General features: G+C 71.8%; 16 protein-coding genes. 11 read left to right on the forward strand and 5 right to left on the reverse strand.

Going from position 1 to position 16,149, the window contains the following annotated elements; all coding sequences use genetic code 11:
- The 3 genes from VKG64_14535 to VKG64_14545 all read right to left on the reverse strand — a co-directional run.
- The coding region (locus VKG64_14535) for an SBBP repeat-containing protein (protein HKB26259.1) at nucleotides 1-1,618 on the reverse strand (1,618 nt) is incomplete at its 3' end.
- Between the two features lie 443 nt (nucleotides 1,619-2,061).
- Nucleotides 2,062-3,006: a hypothetical protein gene (locus VKG64_14540; protein HKB26260.1), complete on the reverse strand. Its 945-nt coding sequence runs from the start codon at nucleotides 3,004-3,006 to the stop codon at nucleotides 2,062-2,064.
- Nucleotides 3,007-3,026: 20 nt separating this feature from the next.
- Nucleotides 3,027-3,668, reverse strand: coding sequence for an SUMF1/EgtB/PvdO family nonheme iron enzyme (locus VKG64_14545; protein ID HKB26261.1), 642 nt, complete (start codon nucleotides 3,666-3,668; stop codon nucleotides 3,027-3,029).
- 35 nt (nucleotides 3,669-3,703) lie between these two features.
- Here VKG64_14545 and VKG64_14550 point away from each other — a divergent pair, with 35 nt between their 5' ends.
- Entirely contained in the window at nucleotides 3,704-4,876 is a 1,173-nt protein-coding gene (locus VKG64_14550; GenBank protein HKB26262.1) for a pyridoxal phosphate-dependent aminotransferase, read from the forward strand.
- Nucleotides 4,873-6,330, forward strand: coding sequence for a thiamine pyrophosphate-binding protein (locus tag VKG64_14555; protein ID HKB26263.1), 1,458 nt, complete (start codon nucleotides 4,873-4,875; stop codon nucleotides 6,328-6,330). The genes VKG64_14550 and VKG64_14555 overlap by 4 nt, the downstream gene beginning before the upstream one ends.
- Before the next feature lie 16 nt (nucleotides 6,331-6,346).
- On the opposite strand, the gene VKG64_14560 is transcribed toward VKG64_14555, so the two are convergent.
- Nucleotides 6,347-8,206, reverse strand: a complete 1,860-nt coding sequence (locus VKG64_14560; protein HKB26264.1) for a 3-oxoacyl-[acyl-carrier-protein] synthase III C-terminal domain-containing protein — start codon at nucleotides 8,204-8,206, stop codon at nucleotides 6,347-6,349.
- 33 nt (nucleotides 8,207-8,239) lie between these two features.
- Complete coding sequence (locus VKG64_14565; protein HKB26265.1) at nucleotides 8,240-8,437, reverse strand: hypothetical protein; 198 nt, start codon at nucleotides 8,435-8,437, stop codon at nucleotides 8,240-8,242.
- A gap of 149 nt (nucleotides 8,438-8,586) precedes the next feature.
- On the opposite strand from VKG64_14565, the gene VKG64_14570 reads away from it, so the two are divergent.
- The 9 genes from VKG64_14570 (at nucleotide 8,587) to VKG64_14610 (ending at nucleotide 16,149) form a co-directional block, all read left to right on the forward strand.
- Nucleotides 8,587-9,237, forward strand: a complete 651-nt coding sequence (locus VKG64_14570) for a thioredoxin family protein (protein ID HKB26266.1) — start codon at nucleotides 8,587-8,589, stop codon at nucleotides 9,235-9,237.
- A gap of 150 nt (nucleotides 9,238-9,387) precedes the next feature.
- Nucleotides 9,388-9,750, forward strand: a complete 363-nt coding sequence (locus VKG64_14575; protein HKB26267.1) for a gamma-glutamylcyclotransferase family protein — start codon at nucleotides 9,388-9,390, stop codon at nucleotides 9,748-9,750.
- Nucleotides 9,751-9,766: 16 nt separating this feature from the next.
- Nucleotides 9,767-11,149 carry an aspartate aminotransferase family protein gene (locus tag VKG64_14580; GenBank protein HKB26268.1) on the forward strand — a complete coding sequence of 461 codons (1,383 nt, stop codon included), beginning with the start codon at nucleotides 9,767-9,769 and terminating at the stop codon, nucleotides 11,147-11,149.
- Between the two features lie 12 nt (nucleotides 11,150-11,161).
- A complete protein-coding gene (locus VKG64_14585) occupies nucleotides 11,162-11,353 on the forward strand; it encodes a hypothetical protein (protein HKB26269.1) in 192 nt (63 codons plus the stop codon).
- A 55-nt stretch (nucleotides 11,354-11,408) separates the two neighbouring features.
- Entirely contained in the window at nucleotides 11,409-11,780 is a 372-nt protein-coding gene (locus VKG64_14590; GenBank protein ID HKB26270.1) for a DUF393 domain-containing protein, read from the forward strand.
- A gap of 255 nt (nucleotides 11,781-12,035) precedes the next feature.
- The gene (locus VKG64_14595; GenBank protein ID HKB26271.1) at nucleotides 12,036-13,916 is read left to right on the forward strand and encodes a Rieske 2Fe-2S domain-containing protein; all 1,881 of its coding nucleotides are present in this window, start codon (nucleotides 12,036-12,038) and stop codon (nucleotides 13,914-13,916) included.
- Nucleotides 13,917-13,935: 19 nt separating this feature from the next.
- Entirely contained in the window at nucleotides 13,936-14,781 is an 846-nt protein-coding gene (locus tag VKG64_14600; GenBank protein HKB26272.1) for a formate/nitrite transporter family protein, read from the forward strand.
- Complete coding sequence (gene cobA, locus VKG64_14605; GenBank protein HKB26273.1) at nucleotides 14,756-15,559, forward strand: uroporphyrinogen-III C-methyltransferase; 804 nt, start codon at nucleotides 14,756-14,758, stop codon at nucleotides 15,557-15,559. The genes VKG64_14600 and cobA overlap by 26 nt, the downstream gene beginning before the upstream one ends.
- Complete coding sequence (locus VKG64_14610; protein HKB26274.1) at nucleotides 15,556-16,149, forward strand: bifunctional precorrin-2 dehydrogenase/sirohydrochlorin ferrochelatase; 594 nt, start codon at nucleotides 15,556-15,558, stop codon at nucleotides 16,147-16,149. Before cobA ends, VKG64_14610 begins: the two co-directional genes overlap by 4 nt.

Raw genomic sequence — 16,149 nt, forward strand, 5'->3', positions numbered from 1 at the left:
CGGAGCCCGTGGCGTTCAGCTTGGTCACGAAGGCATCGAGGCCCCCGCCATACGATGTCTGGAAGGCGCCCGGCGTTCTCGGGAAGTCGTCGGAGGCCGTCCGCCCCGTCACGTAGGCGTTGCCTGCGGTGTCGAGGACGATGCCGTTGGCGACGTCGTCGCCCTTGCCGCCCAGGTAGGTCGAGTAGAGGAGCGCTGAGCCGGTAGCATTGACCTTCGTCACGAAGGCGTCAGCGTGATGACTGATGCCGTCGAAATCACAGGCGCCGTCCGTGCCGCAGGTCGTATCGAGGGCGCCGGAGGTGGTGGGGAAATTGGTCGAATCTGTCTGCCCTGCCACGTGCGCGTTACCAGCGAAGTCTACGGCGATGCCGTTCCCGACGTCATCGCCGCTACCACCGAGGAAGGTGGAGTAGACGAGCGCCGAGCCGTCGCGATTCAGCTTCGCCACGAAGGCGTCGGTGCCGCCAGCCAGGCTCGGTTGGACGGTGATCGGGAAGCACCCCATCGGCCCTGGGGCACCCCCCGACGGCGGCGCTGCCGTGACGCAGGGGGCGACGGGGAAGTTGTTGGACGCCGTCCGTCCGGTCACGTAGGCATTGCCGGCGGCATCGACGGCGATGGCGAGGCCTTCATCGTTCCCGGTGCCGCCGAGGTAGGTGGAATAGACGAGCCCGGAGCCGTCAGGCCTGAGCTTCGTCACGAAGACATCGGACGCGCCGGCGTTTCTCCGCTGGAAGGGACACAGGAACCGAAACAGGCCGCAGAGGAACCTGGGGAACGTGGGAGCAGTCGGAAAGGTGGCCGAAGTGGTAGATCCGGTCACGTAGACATGACCGGCGGCGTCCACGGCGATGCCGTGGCCAATGTCATTGCCGAGGCTGCCGAGGAAGGTAGAGTAGGTCAACACCGGATCAACGATAAGCGGCCGGCTCCTGTCATAGGCGGCGAGGCGAATACCGACTCGACCCTCATCCGTGAGCATGTAACCGCCCGCGACCTCGCGTCGAACGGCGTCCACCTCCTGATAGACGACCGGCCTGTGCAGACGAAGCTCTCCGCCCCCCGCACGCAGGATGAGATCGCCCCGAGCGTCGAGTTCGAGCCCGTCGGCGCCGTCGAAGGCGAGCTCGATCCTCGTGGGGTCCCCTCCGGGAGCGACGACGAAGTCGTACTCCAGTCGCTCCTGATTGCCGTAATAGACGAGGTCGATGCCGGGATAGACGTCCCGGTGCCGGACCCTGCCATAGTGCGGAACCCCGGTCCGCCATTTCCTGGGGTCGTTACCGATGAAGTAGTTGCTCTTGCCCGGGAGGAGATCGAGTCCTCCGAGCTCGGGCGTGGACGTGGCGCCGACGAGCCGCATCCTGACGGCCGTCGTCGATCGACCAGCGCCCCGTCCTTGCTGGAAGACCAGCACGGCCTCGCCCGGAGTCAGGAGGAGGGTGTAGCCCGGACCCCGTGCAAGGTACTTCACTTGAGGATCGGTCTGCCCGAGGTTCGGTTCAAAGCTCAGCGGTGTGCCGCCCGCTGACGCTCGAGCCGCGGAGTATGCAGGCTCGAGTCCCAGGGCGGATAGCAGCAGGAACAGCAGGATGAGGAAGAATCTTGCTTTCATCGCGTGTCCGCCAGGCAGACGTGGCACCCCGACGGTCCTGCGGGCTTGACTCGACACCTTGGTTATCGGGACTGCCATACCTGAGCTCAAACAGCTCGATCTCTTCGGCGAAAGGTTCTGCCCCTCCGCGACCACAATCGTGAGGCGGCCGGCGGCCAGAACGCGGGCCGAGCAGATCTTGGTCCGGACACCAGCCTCCCGATTTCGCCAACAGTCAGGAGCAGCACTGTAACCGAAAGGTTATTGCCTGTCGACCGGTGCGCTCTACAAGACGCTCCGGGTCACTCCGGCGATGGAAGCGGGGCTTTCGGATCACGTCTGGTCGCTGGAAGAGATCGCGCGGCTAGCAAACTGACAAGCACGAAGCGATAGTAAGCACATGGAGTGCCCCTGGCCAGAGCCCTTGAGCGCGCGGTGCCTGTCACTCATGAATAATCCGGGCCCTAGTCCTCGTCGGCCCAGGCGGCGGTGAGGCGGCGGGCCAGCCCGCGGTGGCCCGCGAAGAAGTAGCCGAGCATCCCCGCGGCGGCCAGGAGGTTGCCGACGAAGACCGTCCAGCCCGCCAGCTCGTCCAGCACCCACTTGGCCAGGATGACGATCACGCCGAAGAAGAATACCTCGAACGCGGTGAAGAAGATGACGAGCGCGAAGATGAACAGCGGCTGGCGCTCCGCGCCCGCGATCAGCAGGGCGCCGACGATCCCGAAGGCGATGAACGCCAGGCCGTGGACGACGGTGTAGCCGAGCACCGCGGGCATCGCCGCGGTCTGGCGGAGCAGCGCGGCACCGAGGAGCCGCGGCGTCCGGAGCGGCTCGCCCTGGATCGCGTCGATCGCGAGGAACCAGAGCGCGACGACGGCCGCGCCGATGAGCCCCGCGACGATGCCCTCGCGCAGGACGCCGCCCCACGCGCCGACGAGCGAGTGGGGCAGCGCGCGATGGGCGCGGAAGAGGTACCAGAGCATCGCCACCGAGGCGAGCAGGTTGCCGATGAGGATCGACCACCACACGAGGGCGCCGAGCACGGACTTGCCCAGGGCGCCGACGACGCCGAAGAAGAACACCTCGAAGCAGGCGAAGAGGATCACGAAGCCGACGAACAGCGCCGGCTCGCGCTCGCTCACCGCCATGAGACTCGCCGCGACGACGCCGAACGCGATGAATGCCAGGCCGTGGACGACCGTGTAGCCGAGCACGTGCCCCACGGTGATCCGGAGCCCGCTCGGGTCGGTGACGCCCTCGAAGACCGCCGCGCCGAGGAGCCCCGGCGTCAGCAGGGGGCGGCCGCGCGCCAGATCGAACAGGAGGAACCACACCGCGACGACCGTCGCCCCGATCAAGCCGGCGACGATGCCCTCACGCAGGACCGAGCGCTGGACGGGCGCCATGACGGTCGGCGGCCATTGTATCAGGGGTCGCGCGCGAGCCTCAGGCCGTAGTCGGAGTAGCGGAGGCGCGGCGGGAGCGAGGAGCGGTGGGCGACGGGGCTCCACGGATCGGCGTGGCGCCAGGCGCCGCCGCGGCTCGCGCGGCGCTCGCCCGCGGCCGGGCCGCGCGGGTTCGTCGCCGGCGAGCGCCCGTAGTAGCCCTCGTCGAACCAGTCGGCGCACCATTCGTGGCAGACGCCGGCGAGGTCGGTGAGGCCGAGCGGGTTCCCGGGCGTCGCGGGGACGCGCGGCGGCCGGTCAAAGGCGCCGGCCGGCTTCGCGTCGCCCCAGGGATACCGGGCGCCGGCGAGGCCGCCGCGCGCCGCCTTCTCCCACTCCGCCTCCGTCGGCAGCCGCCCTGCCGCCCACAAGGCGAACGCCGCCGCCTCGTCCCACGCGAGGCCGACCACGGGCTGGAGGGGATCCGCGAACGCGGCGTCCTCCCAGAAGGGCGGCGGCGGCGCGCCCGTGGCCGCGAGGTAGGGCGCGTAGTCGGTGTTCGTCACGGGCGTCGTCGCGATCAGGAACTCGTCGAGCCACACTTCGTGGACGGGACGCTCCGAGGGGTGGCCCACCTCCCAGCCCATGCGGAATGCGCCGGCCGGCACGGTGACGAAGCGCATCGCCGTATAATAGTGGCCTTCGAAAGGGGAATCCCATGAACGTCGCGTCCCGGATGCTGCGCCTCGGCACGGAGTCGGCCTTCGAAGTCCTCGCGCGCGCGAAGGCTCTCGAGCGCGCGGGGCGGCAGATCGTCCACCTCGAGATCGGCGAGCCCGACTTCGACACGCCGGCGCACATCAAGGAGGCCGCCAAGCAGGCGCTCGATGCCGGCGCCACGCACTACGGCCCGTCGGCGGGATTGCCCGAGCTGCGCGAGGCGATCGCCAAGCACGTGGGCGAGACGCGCGGCGTGCCCGTGGCGCCCGAGGAGGTCGTCGTCACGCCGGGCGCCAAGCCGATCATGTTCTTCACGATCCTGGCGCTCGCGGGCGAGGGGGCCGAGGTGATCTACCCGAACCCGGGCTTCCCGATCTACGAGTCCGTGATCAACTTCGTCGGCGCCGTGCCCGTGCCGATCCCGCTGCGCGAGGAGAGCGGGTTTGGCTTCGATCTGGAGCTCTTCCAGCGGAGGATCTCGCCGCGGACGCGGCTCATCATCGTCAACTCTCCGGAGAACCCGACCGGCGGCGTGCTCGACCGCGGCCAGCTCGAGGTCGTCGCGCGGGTCGCCGCGGAGCGCCAGATCCCGGTGCTCGCCGACGAGATCTACCGCCAGTTCCTCTACGAGGGCGAGTTCACGTCGATCATGGGCTTTCCCGGGATGCGCGAGCTGACGGTGCTGCTCGACGGCTTCTCCAAGTCCTACGCGATGACGGGCTGGCGGCTCGGGTACGGCGTCATGCCCGCCCATCTCGCCGAGCACGTGACGCGCCTCATGGTGAACTCCGCGTCCTGCACGGCCTCGTTCGTCCAGCTCGCGGGGATCGCCGCGCTCCAGGGCGACCAGACGCCGGTCGCGCGCATGGTCGCCGAGTTCAAGCGGCGGCGCGATCTCATCGTCGAGGGCCTGGCCCGGCTTCCCGGGGTCCGCTGCGCGCGGCCCCGCGGCGCCTTCTACGTCTTCCCCAACATCACGGGCACGGGCCGGCCGTCGGCCGAGGTCGCCGAGCGGCTTCTCAACGAGGCCGGCGTCGCCGTCCTCGCCGGCACGGCCTTCGGCGCGCACGGCGAGGGCTACCTGCGGCTCTCGTACGCGAACTCGGAGGCGAACCTCCGGCTCGCCCTCGAGCGCATGCGCCCGGTGTTCGAAAGCTTCGCCAAGCGCTGAATACAGTCGCAGACGTCGTCGTCGACGGTCTCAAGCGGGCGGGCACACCGCGGCTCTTCGGCGTGCCGGGCGTCGGCGCCAACGCCCGCCTCCTCGACGCCGCGCGCGCCCACGACCTCCCGTTCGTCCTCGCCTACGGCGATGCCGCGGCGTGCGTCATGGCCGCCGTGACGGGCGACCTCGTCGGCGCGCCGGGCGTCGCGCTCGCCGGCCCCGGACCGGGCGTCGCGGCGGCGGTCACGGGCGTCGCGCACGCGGCGCTCGACCGCTCGCCGATGATCCTCCTGACCGACCGCCACCCGGGAACGCTGCTCGCGTGCAAGGCGAGCCTCCGGCTCGAGGCGCCGTCGGCCGGCCACTGGATCGCCCACGCGGCGCGGCTCGCGCTGACGCCGCCGCGCGGTCCCGTGCACCTCGACCTGCCGGCCGGCGTGGCCGGCGCTCCCGCGGTCCCCGTGGCCGCCGCGTGGCGTCCCGAGCCTCCGCCGCCGCCCGCGCCCGAGGCTCTCGACGCCGCCGCGACGCTCCTCGCCCGGGCGTCGCGTCCCGTGCTCGTCGTCGGGCTCGGCGGCCGCGGGGCCGAGGCCGCGCCGTGGCTCACCGCCTTCGCCGAGGCCTTACCGGCGCCGGTGCTCGCGACGCGGAAGGGGAAGGGCGCGGTCCCCGACCCGCATCCGCTGAGGCTCGGCGTGCTGCCGGGGGGCGCCGTCGAGGAGGACCTCCTCGCGCGCGCCGACCTCGTCGTGGCGCTGGGCCTCGACGCCGTCGAGGCGTCGCCGGACTCGTGGCCGGGAGACAGCGCGCTGCTACACATCGCGCCATTCCCCGCGCCGGGCGGCCTGCGCCGGCCCGTGACGGAAGTCGCGGGCGACGTCGCGCTGATCCTCGAGGAGCTCGCGCCGCGGCTGCGCGGCGGCGTGCGCGCCGACTGGGACGTGGCCGCGCTCGACCGCCTGAAGCGCGAGCTCCGCGCGCCTGGCGTCGCGACGGGCCGCCTGACGCGCCGGCGCGTCGTGGCCATCGCGCGCGAGGCGCTCCCGGCCGGAACGCTCGCCGCCGTGGATCCGGGCCCTCACGCCGGGGACGTGGCGGCGGGATGGGACGCGATCGGGCCCGGGGAGTTCCTCGTCTCGGACGGCTCGGCGACGACGGGCTTCGCGCTGCCCGCGGCGATCGCGGCCCACCTCGCCCGCCCGGACCGGCGCGTCGTCTGCTTCACCGCGGCGGCCGGCCTCGTCGCCGCCGCCTCGGAGCTCGAGACCGCGACGCGGCTCCGCGTGCCCGTGATCGTCGTCGCCTTCGGCGAGAGCGGGACGGGCGCGCCCGAGCTCCAGCGGCTCACGCGGAGCTTCGGCGTGCCGGCGTTCGCCGCGGACGGCGAGGAGCGCTTCGCGGAGGCGCTCGAGCGGGCGCTCGCCGCGGGCGGGCCCGCGGTGGTCGCGGTCTGGGCCTGACGGGCGCGCCGCGCGGCTAGCGCGCGACGATCGCGGGGTCCACGCGCAGGATGACGTAGCCGCCGACCGCCCCCGCGCCGAAGCCCGGCGCGAAGATCCGCATGGGCCGGTCGATCACGCCCTCCCGGACGGCGTCGTGGATCGCGATGGGGATGGACGCCGACGAGGTGTTGCCCACCTTCTCGATGTTGAAGTAGAGCCGTTCGGGCGGCACGCCCGCCGCCCGCGCGAATTGCACGACCATCGTCTTGTTGGCCTGGTGCGGGACCACGAGGTCGATCGTGTCGAGGAGCGCGCCGGGCGCGCCGTCGGCGCGGGGGAGCGCCTGGAGCTCGCCGATCATCTGCGCGAGGTAGCGCCGCACCAGCGCCTTCACCTCGGGGCCGTAGACCGTGATGTTGTTGTCGAACTCGGGGTTGGGCCAGATGATCGAGTCGACCTCGCTCATCGGCCCGCTCGCGTACGTCTGGTACCACTCGACGTCGGGCGGGGCGCCGGCGGGCGCCGGGCCCACCACGAGGGCCGCGGCGCCGTCGCCGAAGATCATCCGCGAGGTCCGGACCGTGCCGATCTTGTCCGAGAACTTCTCGCCGCAGACGAGCAGCACGGGACGCTCGACCTCCTGGAGGAGCCGCACCGCCTCCGAAAGCCCGTACGGGAGCCCCGCGCACGCCGCGACCATGTCGCACGAGGCGTGGGTCTGGAGCATGCCGAGCTGGCCGGACAGCCAGGTCGCGAGCGACGGCATCATCTTGGTCGACGTGCACGAGCAGAAGAGCACCGCGCCGATCTCCTCGGGCCGGCGACCCGACTTCTCGAGCGCCCGCTGCGCGGCCAGGAGGGCGATGTGATCGAGGTCGAGCTCCGTGTAGAGCCGCTCGACGATGCCCGTCTTCTCCTCGATCTCCTTCGCCGTCATCGGCGACCAGCAGTAGGCGGAGTTGCGGATGAGGTCGTCGTTGGTGCAGACGAGCTCGCCCTTGTAGACGGCGAGCGCCTCCAGGCGCGGCATGACGCCGAAGCGCGCCCGCACGTCCACGGGCGGGTAGGGGCGCGTGGGCTCGCGCGACGGCAGCGGCGCGGGCCGGCGCGGGCGCGCGCGGCGGCCGTCCTTCACGCGACGGATGAACTGCAGCACCTCGTCGCCGCGCGGGTAGAAGACGACGACGAAGTCGTCGTCGTGGAGCTTGCCGACCTCGATCACCCGCGTCTTGGCGCGGTCCCAGCGGTACTGGTTGTGGAGCACCATCGCCTGGCGCATGAGCGCCTCGAGCTCGGGCACCCGGTGCGTGTACTCGATGATGTCGTCGTGGCCGTACCCCGGAAAGTCGGGGTCGTGCGCGAGCAGGTGATAGGTGAGGTTCGTGGGCCGCGCCAGGATCTCGGCGACCGTCGGCTTGATCGCCGGCAGCTCGGCGCCGGCGCCCTTCTTGTGGCGGAACACGTCGAGCAGGATGCGCGAGATCTTGTCCTCGGTGCCCTCGTCCCACGCCGGCGGCAGCGCCCGGTAGCCCGCCTCGATGGCGTTCGTCAGCTCCTCGCCGTCCCAGGGCTTGAAGATCGGCAGGAAGAGGTCGTCGCGCCCGCGCGGGACGTCGCGCCAGCGCATCGGGCGCTTCTCGTACATCGTCATCGCGTAGCGGTTGACCCAGAAGAGGTTCAGCGCGAGGTCGCGCAGGAGGTCGTAGCGCCCGTCGTAGGCACGCGCGTCCACGCGTGTGACGATGTCGGTCTCCGTGGGCGCCTTCTCCTCGAAGTCGCGGCGGATGACCGCCTTGAACTGGTCCAGCGTCTCGAAGACGGAGAAGTCGAGCGCCGGAAAGAAATTCGACGGGAACACGATGCGCCCGTAGCGGTTGACGACGAAGGGTTTCATGGTCCGCCGTATGACCTTACGACTGTCGCGGGCCTAGGGCAAGTCGACCAGGCAGATGCGGATCTTGCCTTCCTGCGCGAGCAGCGAGAGCAGCGACGCGGCCGCGTCGGCCGAGATCCCCAGGCGCTGGCCCACCTGGGCCGGCGCGACGGGACCGCGGCCCCGCACCGATTCGAGGATCTCGTCCTCGAGGTCGTCCCACCAGTCGTCCACGGCACGCGGCTCGTCCATCCCGCGAGGAGCTCGAGCAACGACCGTGCCGGATTCCCGCACGCGCGATTTCAGGGGGATCGCGCGCGGGGCGCGCCTGGTCGTGCCCTCCGCGCGTGCAGGACGGCCCTCGGCCGCCCACGATTTCGGCACGCGGGTATAATGACGTCATGGCGATCCTGAACGAGCGAGACCGCGCGGCCGTCCGCAAGGAGTTCGAGAAGCTCGCCGGTCCCGTGAAGCTCGTCGTCTTCTCGCAGGAGCTGCTCGCCGGCGACCTCTGCCGGCAGAACGAGCAGCTCGTGCGCGAGGTGGCCGAGCTGTCCGACACGATCACCGTCGAGGTCCTGAATCCCGCCATCGACCGCGAGCGCGCCGAGGCCTACCGCGTGGACCAGGTGCCCGCGATCGTGGTCGAAGGCGCGCGCGACTACGGCATCCGCTTCTACGGGATCCCGTCGGGGTACGAGTTCAGCAACCTGATCGACTCGATCATCGTCGCGTCCACCGGAGAGCCCGCGCTCAGCGAGGAGACGAAGGCCTCGCTCCGGGGGCTGGCCGACGACGTGGACATCAAGGTCTTCTCGACGCCCACCTGACCCTACTGCCCCCGGGCCGTGCGCCTGGCTCAGCACATGGCGGTCGCCTCCGAGCGGGTCCGCGCGACGGCGATCGAGGCCACCGAGTTCCCCGAGCTGGCGCGCGCCTACCAGGTGATGGGCGTGCCCAAGGTCGTCATCAACGACCGCGTCCAGTTCGAGGGGGCCGTGCCGGAGAAGGATTTCCTCGGCGCGGTGCTCCAGGCGGTGAGCCCCTCCTGACGGCGCTCGACACGAACCGCGCGCTCGAGACCCTGCGCCAGCTTGCCAAAGCGCGCTAGCAGGCCTCGACGGCGCGCCGCGGCCGCGTCAACCCCCAGAAGCTACGGGTCTCCGAGGGCCGGCTCTCGCCCCCGCGCCGCCAGGCCGCTGGTGTTTGCGTACGGAACGCTGATGCGGGGGTATGCGCTGCATCCGGTGCTCGCGCGGGGCGCGGCGTTCGTCGGCGAGGGCCGCGTGAGCGGCCGGCTCCTCGACCTCGGCCGGTATCCCGGCCTCGTCGCCGGCGACGGGCGCGTCACGGGCGAGGTGTATCGTCTGGACGGGCCCGAACTTCTCCCGGTGCTCGACCGCGAGGAGGGTTACAATTTCGAGCGTCGCCCGACGACCGTCACGCTCGCGCGCGGGCGGCGCGCGCCCGCGTGGGCGTTCTGGTACCGAGGGCCGCAGGAGCGCGCCGTCCACGTCCCGCACGGCGATTACCGCCGGGCCCGCCCGCCCGGCACCCGGGCGTGACCTTGGGGAGGAAGCAATGGCGCTGACCGCTGCCGAGCTCGTGAAGGCCGACCAGGAGCACCTGATCCACCCGCTCCACCATCCGTCCGAGAACGCCGAGCCGGTCATCTACGTCCGCGGCCGCGGCGCGACGGTCTGGGACATCGGCGGCCACGAGTACGTCGACGGGCTCGCGGGGCTCTGGAACGTCAACGTCGGGCACGGGCGCGCCGAGCTCGCGGAAGCCGCGGCGCAGCAGATGAAGGAGCTCGCGTACTTCACCGCGTACGTCGGCTCGTCCAACATCCCGGCGATCACGCTCGCGAACCGCCTGATGGAGATCACCTACGACAACATGCAGGCGGTCTTCTTCTGCTCGGGCGGGGCCGAGGCGAACGAGTCGGCGTTCAAGACGGCGCGCTTCTACTGGAAGGCGACGGGGAAGCCCGGCAAGGTCAAGGTCATCGCGCGTCAGAACGCCTACCACGGCGTGACGCTGCAGACGATGAGCGCGACGGGCATGGGCGCCTACTGGAAGATGTTCGAGCCGCGCGTGCCGGGGTTCGTCCACATCCAGACCTGCTACCCGTACCGGCAGCAGGGACTCAAGCCGGGCGAGACGCCGGGCCAGGCCGCGGCGCGCGAGCTCGAGGAGGCGATCCTGCGCGAGGAGCCCGACACGGTCGCCGCGTTCATCGGCGAGCCGATCCACGGCGGCGGCGGCGTGCTCTACCCGACCGACGACTACTGGCCGCGCGTGCGCGAGATCTGCACGCGCCACGAGGTCCTCCTCATCGCCGACGAGGTCATCACGGGCTTCTGCCGCACGGGCCGGTGGTTCGCGCTCGCGCACTGGAACGTCAAGCCGGACATCCTCTCGTTCGCCAAGGGCGTCACGTCGGGCTACCTCCCGCTCGGCGGGATCATGGTGACGAAGGCGATCAAGGACGCGATGGACTCCGTCAAGCCCGAGGAGCGCTGGATGCACGCCTACACGTACTCGGCGCACCCGACGTGCTGCGCCGTCGCGGTGAAGAACCTCGAGATCATGACGCGCGAGCGCCTCTGGGAGAACTCGGCGAAGATGGGCGAGCGTCTCCACGCCGGGCTCAAGGCAGCGTTCGGCGACCACCCGAATGCGGGCGATATCCGAGGCGGTAAGGGGCTGCTCGCGGCGGTCGAGCTGGTCGAGGACCGCGCGACGAAGAGGAACTTCGCGGGCGACCGCAAGGTGGGGCAGCGGATCCAGCAGGAGATGATGAAGCGCGGCGTCGTCACGCGCGTGCGCGCGGTCGCGGGGCCGCACCCGGCCACGGGAGACTCGATCTACTTCGCCCCGCCGCTCGTCGTGACCGAGGCCGAGGTCGACCGGCTGGTCGGGGCCGCGCGCGACGCCACGAAGGCCGTGCTGGGCGCGTAGGCCGCGGCCCGCGTGAGGCTCATCACCGCCCACCGGATCCTCATCGCCGCGGGCATCGCGTTCTTCCTCTTCTACGCGGCCTTCCAGCTCCGGCTCTGGGCGCGCTCGGGCGACCCGGCGTCGCTGGCGCAGGTGGTCGTGGCGGCCGCGGTCGCCGTCGGGCTCGTCCTCTACTACCGGACGCTCAGGAGATGGGGACGGTAGTGCGAGCCGCAGCACGGCCCGGGGCTGGGGCCCGGCGTGCGCGGCGAGCGGTCAGATGGCTCGAAAATCAATCGACACGGCGACGCTGATCTACGACGGCGAGTGCGCCATGTGCCGCGCGAGCGCGCTCTGGGTGATGCGGCTCGCGCTCTCGCGCGGCGCGCTCGAGATCCTGCCCTGCCGCTCCGAGCCCCGCCGCGCGCGCTTTCCCCAGGTCTCAGACGCCGCGTGTATGGAGGCGATGCAGCTCGCGCTCCCCGACGGGCGCGTGCTCGCGGGCGCCGACGCCGTGCCCGCGCTGCTGCGGCGCATCCGCGGCCTCGGCTGGCTCGCGACGCTCTTCGCGCTGCCCGGCGCGCGGCCGGTCGCGCGCCGGTTCTACGCGTGGGTCGCGCGGAACCGCATGCGCCTTTCCTGTCGCCGCTGAGCCTCCGGCTGCCGCTCAAATCGGCAGCGCGGGCGCGTCCTGCCGCGGAACCGTGCATCGCGCGGGTGCCTACGCGCGAAGCAGTCTCGCGCTAACTCCCCGTCCAACCTGACGCCTCGTCATCGAGCCGCGCGCTGGCACGCGCGCTGCATTCTCCGACCCCGGCGCGCGTCCACGACGGGACGCACGCTCACGCAAGCGACGGCGCTTGTGCCCGTGACCCGGGCACGGCGCCGTTTCTGCTTTGGAGGGTGTGTGAACAAGATCGAGCAGATCAAGGCGGAGAAGGACGGCCTCGACGTCGCCGAGGAAATCCCCCGCTACGCGCAGCTCGGCCCCGACGCGATCACCGAGGGCGACATCGAGCGGCTGAAGTGGTGGGGGATCTTCCTCCGGCGCCACACGCCCGGCCACTTCATGATGCGCATCCGCATCCCGAACGGCATCACGAGCGCGGCGCAGCTCCGCGCGATCGGCGAGATCACCGGGCGCCATGGGCGAGGGTTCGCCGACATCACGACGCGCCAGCAGATCCAGCTCCGCTGGATCCGGATCGGCGACGTTCCGGCGATCCTCGACCGGCTGCGCGGGGTCGGCCTCGTGACGCTCCAGACCGGGATGGACAACATCCGCAACATCGTCGGCTGCCCCGTCGCCGGGCTCACTCCGAACGAGCTGTTCGACGCCGCGCCCGTGGCCCGCGCGTTCACCGACGCCTTCGTCGGCAACAAGGCGTTCACGAACCTCCCGCGCAAGTTCAACGTCACGATCACCGGCTGCAAGGAGAACTGCACGCACGCCGAGACGCAGGACATCGCGCTCGTCCCGGCGCTCCGGTCCCTGGGCGGCGAGCCGGTCGCCGGCTTCAACGTGCTCGTCGGCGGCAAGAACGGCTCGGGCGGATACCGCGTCGCCACGCCGCTCGACGCCTTCGTCCGCCCCGACGAGGCCGTGGAGCTGTGCAGCGCCATCGTGCTCATCTTCCGGGACCACGGCTCGCGGGACGCCCGGAACAAGATCCGGCTCGCGTTCCTCCTCGAAGAGTGGGGCGCCGCGACGTTCCGCGACGTGCTGGAGACGCGGCTCGGACAGCCGCTCGAGCGCGCCGGGACGGACGCGCGCCTGCCCAAGGCCACGGACCATGTGGGCGTCTTCCGCCAGAAGCAGGCCACGCTGAGCTACGTCGGGCTCAGCGTTCCGGTCGGTCGCATCACCGAGGACCAGCTCGTCGAGGTCGGGCGGCTCGCCGAGTGCTACGGCACCGGCGAGGCGCGGCTCACCGCGGATCAGAACGTGATCGTTCCCAACGTGCCGGACGTGAAGCTCGGCGACCTGACGGCCGAGCCGCTCCTGAAGGTGCTCCGCTACGACCCGTCCGAGATCATGCGCGGCCTCGTGAGCTGCACCGGCATCGAGTTCTGCAACCTGGCGGTCATCGAGACGAAGGCGCGGGCGCTCCAGGTCGCGCGCGCCCTCGAGGCGAAGGTGCACCACGGGAAGCCGATCAGGATCCACTGGTCCGGCTGCCCCGCGGGCTGCGGCAACCACACGGTCGCCGACATCGGGCTCCTCGGGACCAAGGCGAAGGTGAACGGTGAGACCGTGGACGCGGTCGACGTGTTCGTCGGCGGCTCCTCGGGACCGAACGCGAACCAGGGCGTGAGGCTCCTGGAGAGCGTGCCATGCGACACGCTTCCGCGCGTGCTCGAGGGGCTCGTCCGCCATCTCGATCCCGAGAAAGTGCGTCGCCAGCTCCGCGCGCTCGCGCCGCCGCCAGCCGCGCCGGCCGGCGCGACGAAGGACGGCGCGATCGCGGGCCCCGTGGTCCGCGCCGAGGAGCTGGTCGAGGGCGCCGGCCGGCTCCTCGTGGCGAACGGGCTCGAGGTCGCCGTGTTCCGCCTCCAGGACCGGCTCTACGCGATCCAGAACCGGTGCCCCCACGAGGGCGGCCCCCTCGCGAGCGGCACGCTCGAAGGGGACGAGGTGACCTGTCCGCTGCACGGGTACCGCTTCAACGTCAAGACCGGCGCGTGCACGACGGACCCCGCCCTCCGCGCGAAGACGTACGCGCTCGTGCCGTGCGCCGGCGGGCTCACGGTCGACACACCGCAGGATCCAACCCGTCACCCCGCGTGAGACTGGAGGTCTCGAGCGTATGGCTTACGTGAAGCCCGATGCGGTGGTGGAGCAGATGGTCCAGGCCGGCGTGAACAAGAGCCGGCTGCCCGTGCGCGATCTCCTCGTGCGCGGCTTCCTGTCCGGCGCGCTCCTCGGATTCGCGACGACGCTGGCGTTCACCGCGTCGCTCCAGACGCGCGTGGGCCTCGTCGGCGCCCTCGTCTTCCCGGTCGGCTTCGTCATGATCGTGCTGCTCGGCCTCGAGCTCGTGACGGGCAACTTCGCGCTCGTGCCCCTGGCCGTGCGCGAGGGACGCGTGAGCCTCGGCGCGCTCCTCGCCAACTGGTCGTGGGTGTTCCTCGGCAACCTGATCGGCAGCGTGTTCTACGCGCTGCTCTTCACCGCGACGCTCCCGGCCGATTCCGAGATGGCGCGCCAGCTCATGACCGTCGCCGAGGCGAAGACCCTCGGCTACGAGCGGCTCGCTGGCCGTGGCCTGGCGATGGCCGTCGGCAAGGCGGTGCTCTGCAACTGGATGGTCACGCTCGGCGTGGTCATGGCGCTCACGTCGCAGTCCACGAGCGGGAAGATCGTCGCGATGTGGCTGCCGATCATGACCTTCTTCGCCCAGGGCTTCGAGCACTCCGTCGTCAACATGTTCGTGATCCCCGCGGGAATGCTCCTCGGCGCGCGCGTCGGGCTCGGCGACTGGTGGCTCTGGAATCAGATCCCGGTCACCCTGGGCAACGTCTTCGGCGGCCTCGTCTTCACCGGACTCGCGCTCCACGCGACGCACGGCAGGGCGCTCGCGCGCGAGACGCCGCGTCCGACGGCGGTCGCGCTCGGTGGCGAGATGCATGGAGCGCTCGCCAATCGCCCCTGACCGCCGGCCGCCCCGGGTCTCGTTCGTCGGCGCCGGACCCGGCGACCCCGAGCTGATCACCGTGAAGGGGCTCCGCCGGCTCCGCGAGGCCGAGGTCGTGCTCCACGACCGGCTCGTGCCGATGGAGCTCCTCGGCGAGGCGCGGGCCGGCGCGACGATCGTGGACGTCGGTAAGGCGCCGGGGCGCCCCTGCCTCGGCCAGGGCCAGATCAACTGGCTCCTCGTGGACTGGGCGCGTCGCCGCGAGCGCGTCGTGAGGCTCAAGGGCGGCGACCCCGCGATCTTCGGGCGGCTCGGGGAGGAGATCGAGGCCGTCCGCGCGGCGGGCGTCCCCTTCGAGATCGTCCCCGGCGTCACGGCGGCGACCGCGGCGGCCGCGCGCGCCGGCATCTCGCTCACCGAGCGGCGGAGCGCGTCGGTGGTCGTCTTCGCGACGGGCACCGACCACACCGGTCATCACCCCGCCGCGCTCGACTGGGAGTTCCTGGCGCGCGTGGAGGGGACGCTCGTGTTCTACATGCCCGTCGGGTCGCTCCACGCGATCACCGCGTCGCTCACCGCGCTCGGCCGCGACGCGCGCGAGCCCGCGATCCTCGTCGAGCGGGCGGCGACCGACGGCGAGCGCGTCCTCGCGGGGCGCCTCGGCGGGATCGCCGACGAGGCCCGCGCGGCGGGGCTCGCGTCTCCCGCCCTCCTCATCACCGGGCCCACGGTCGGCGCGGCCTCGGTGCCGCTCTCGGTCCGGCGGGTGCTCGAGGCCGCGGGAGCCGGCGCGTGAGCGACTACTTTCCGGCGTTCCTCGACCTCCGCGGCCGGCCCTGCGTCGTCGTGGGCGGCGGCGCGATCGGCGAGCGCAAGGTGGACGACCTCCTCGGCGCCGGCGCGCGGGTCACCCTGGTGAGTCCCGCGCTCACGCCGCGGCTCGCGGCGCTCACGGCGGCGGGCCTGCTGACCCACCGGCGCCGGCTGTTCCGGCGCGCCGATGTCCGCGGCGCCGCGCTCGTCATCGCGGCGACGGGCGTTCCCGCGGTGGACGCGGCGGTCGCCGCCGAGGCGCGGCGCCGGCGCGCGCTCGTCAACGTCGTGGACCGGCCCGCGGAGTGCGACTTCATCCTGCCCTCGGTGCTCCGCCGCGGCGGCCTCCAGATCGCCGTCTCGACCGGCGGCCGGAGCCCCGCCCTCGCGCGCGAGATCCGGAGGCGCCTGGAGCGGGTGATCGGGCCCGAGTACGCCGCGCTGGTCGAGCGGGTCGGGCGGGCGCGGGACCAGGCGCGGGCGGTCGCGGTCGGCGCTCGCGAGAGATTCGCCGCCGGTGAGCTCGTCGTCGCGGCGGCGCTCAGTGAGCTGAGCCCCTTCGGCGCTGACTGA

The sequence above is a fragment of the Candidatus Methylomirabilota bacterium genome, assembly GCA_035260325.1.
Classification (GTDB): domain Bacteria; phylum Methylomirabilota; class Methylomirabilia; order Rokubacteriales; family CSP1-6; genus AR19.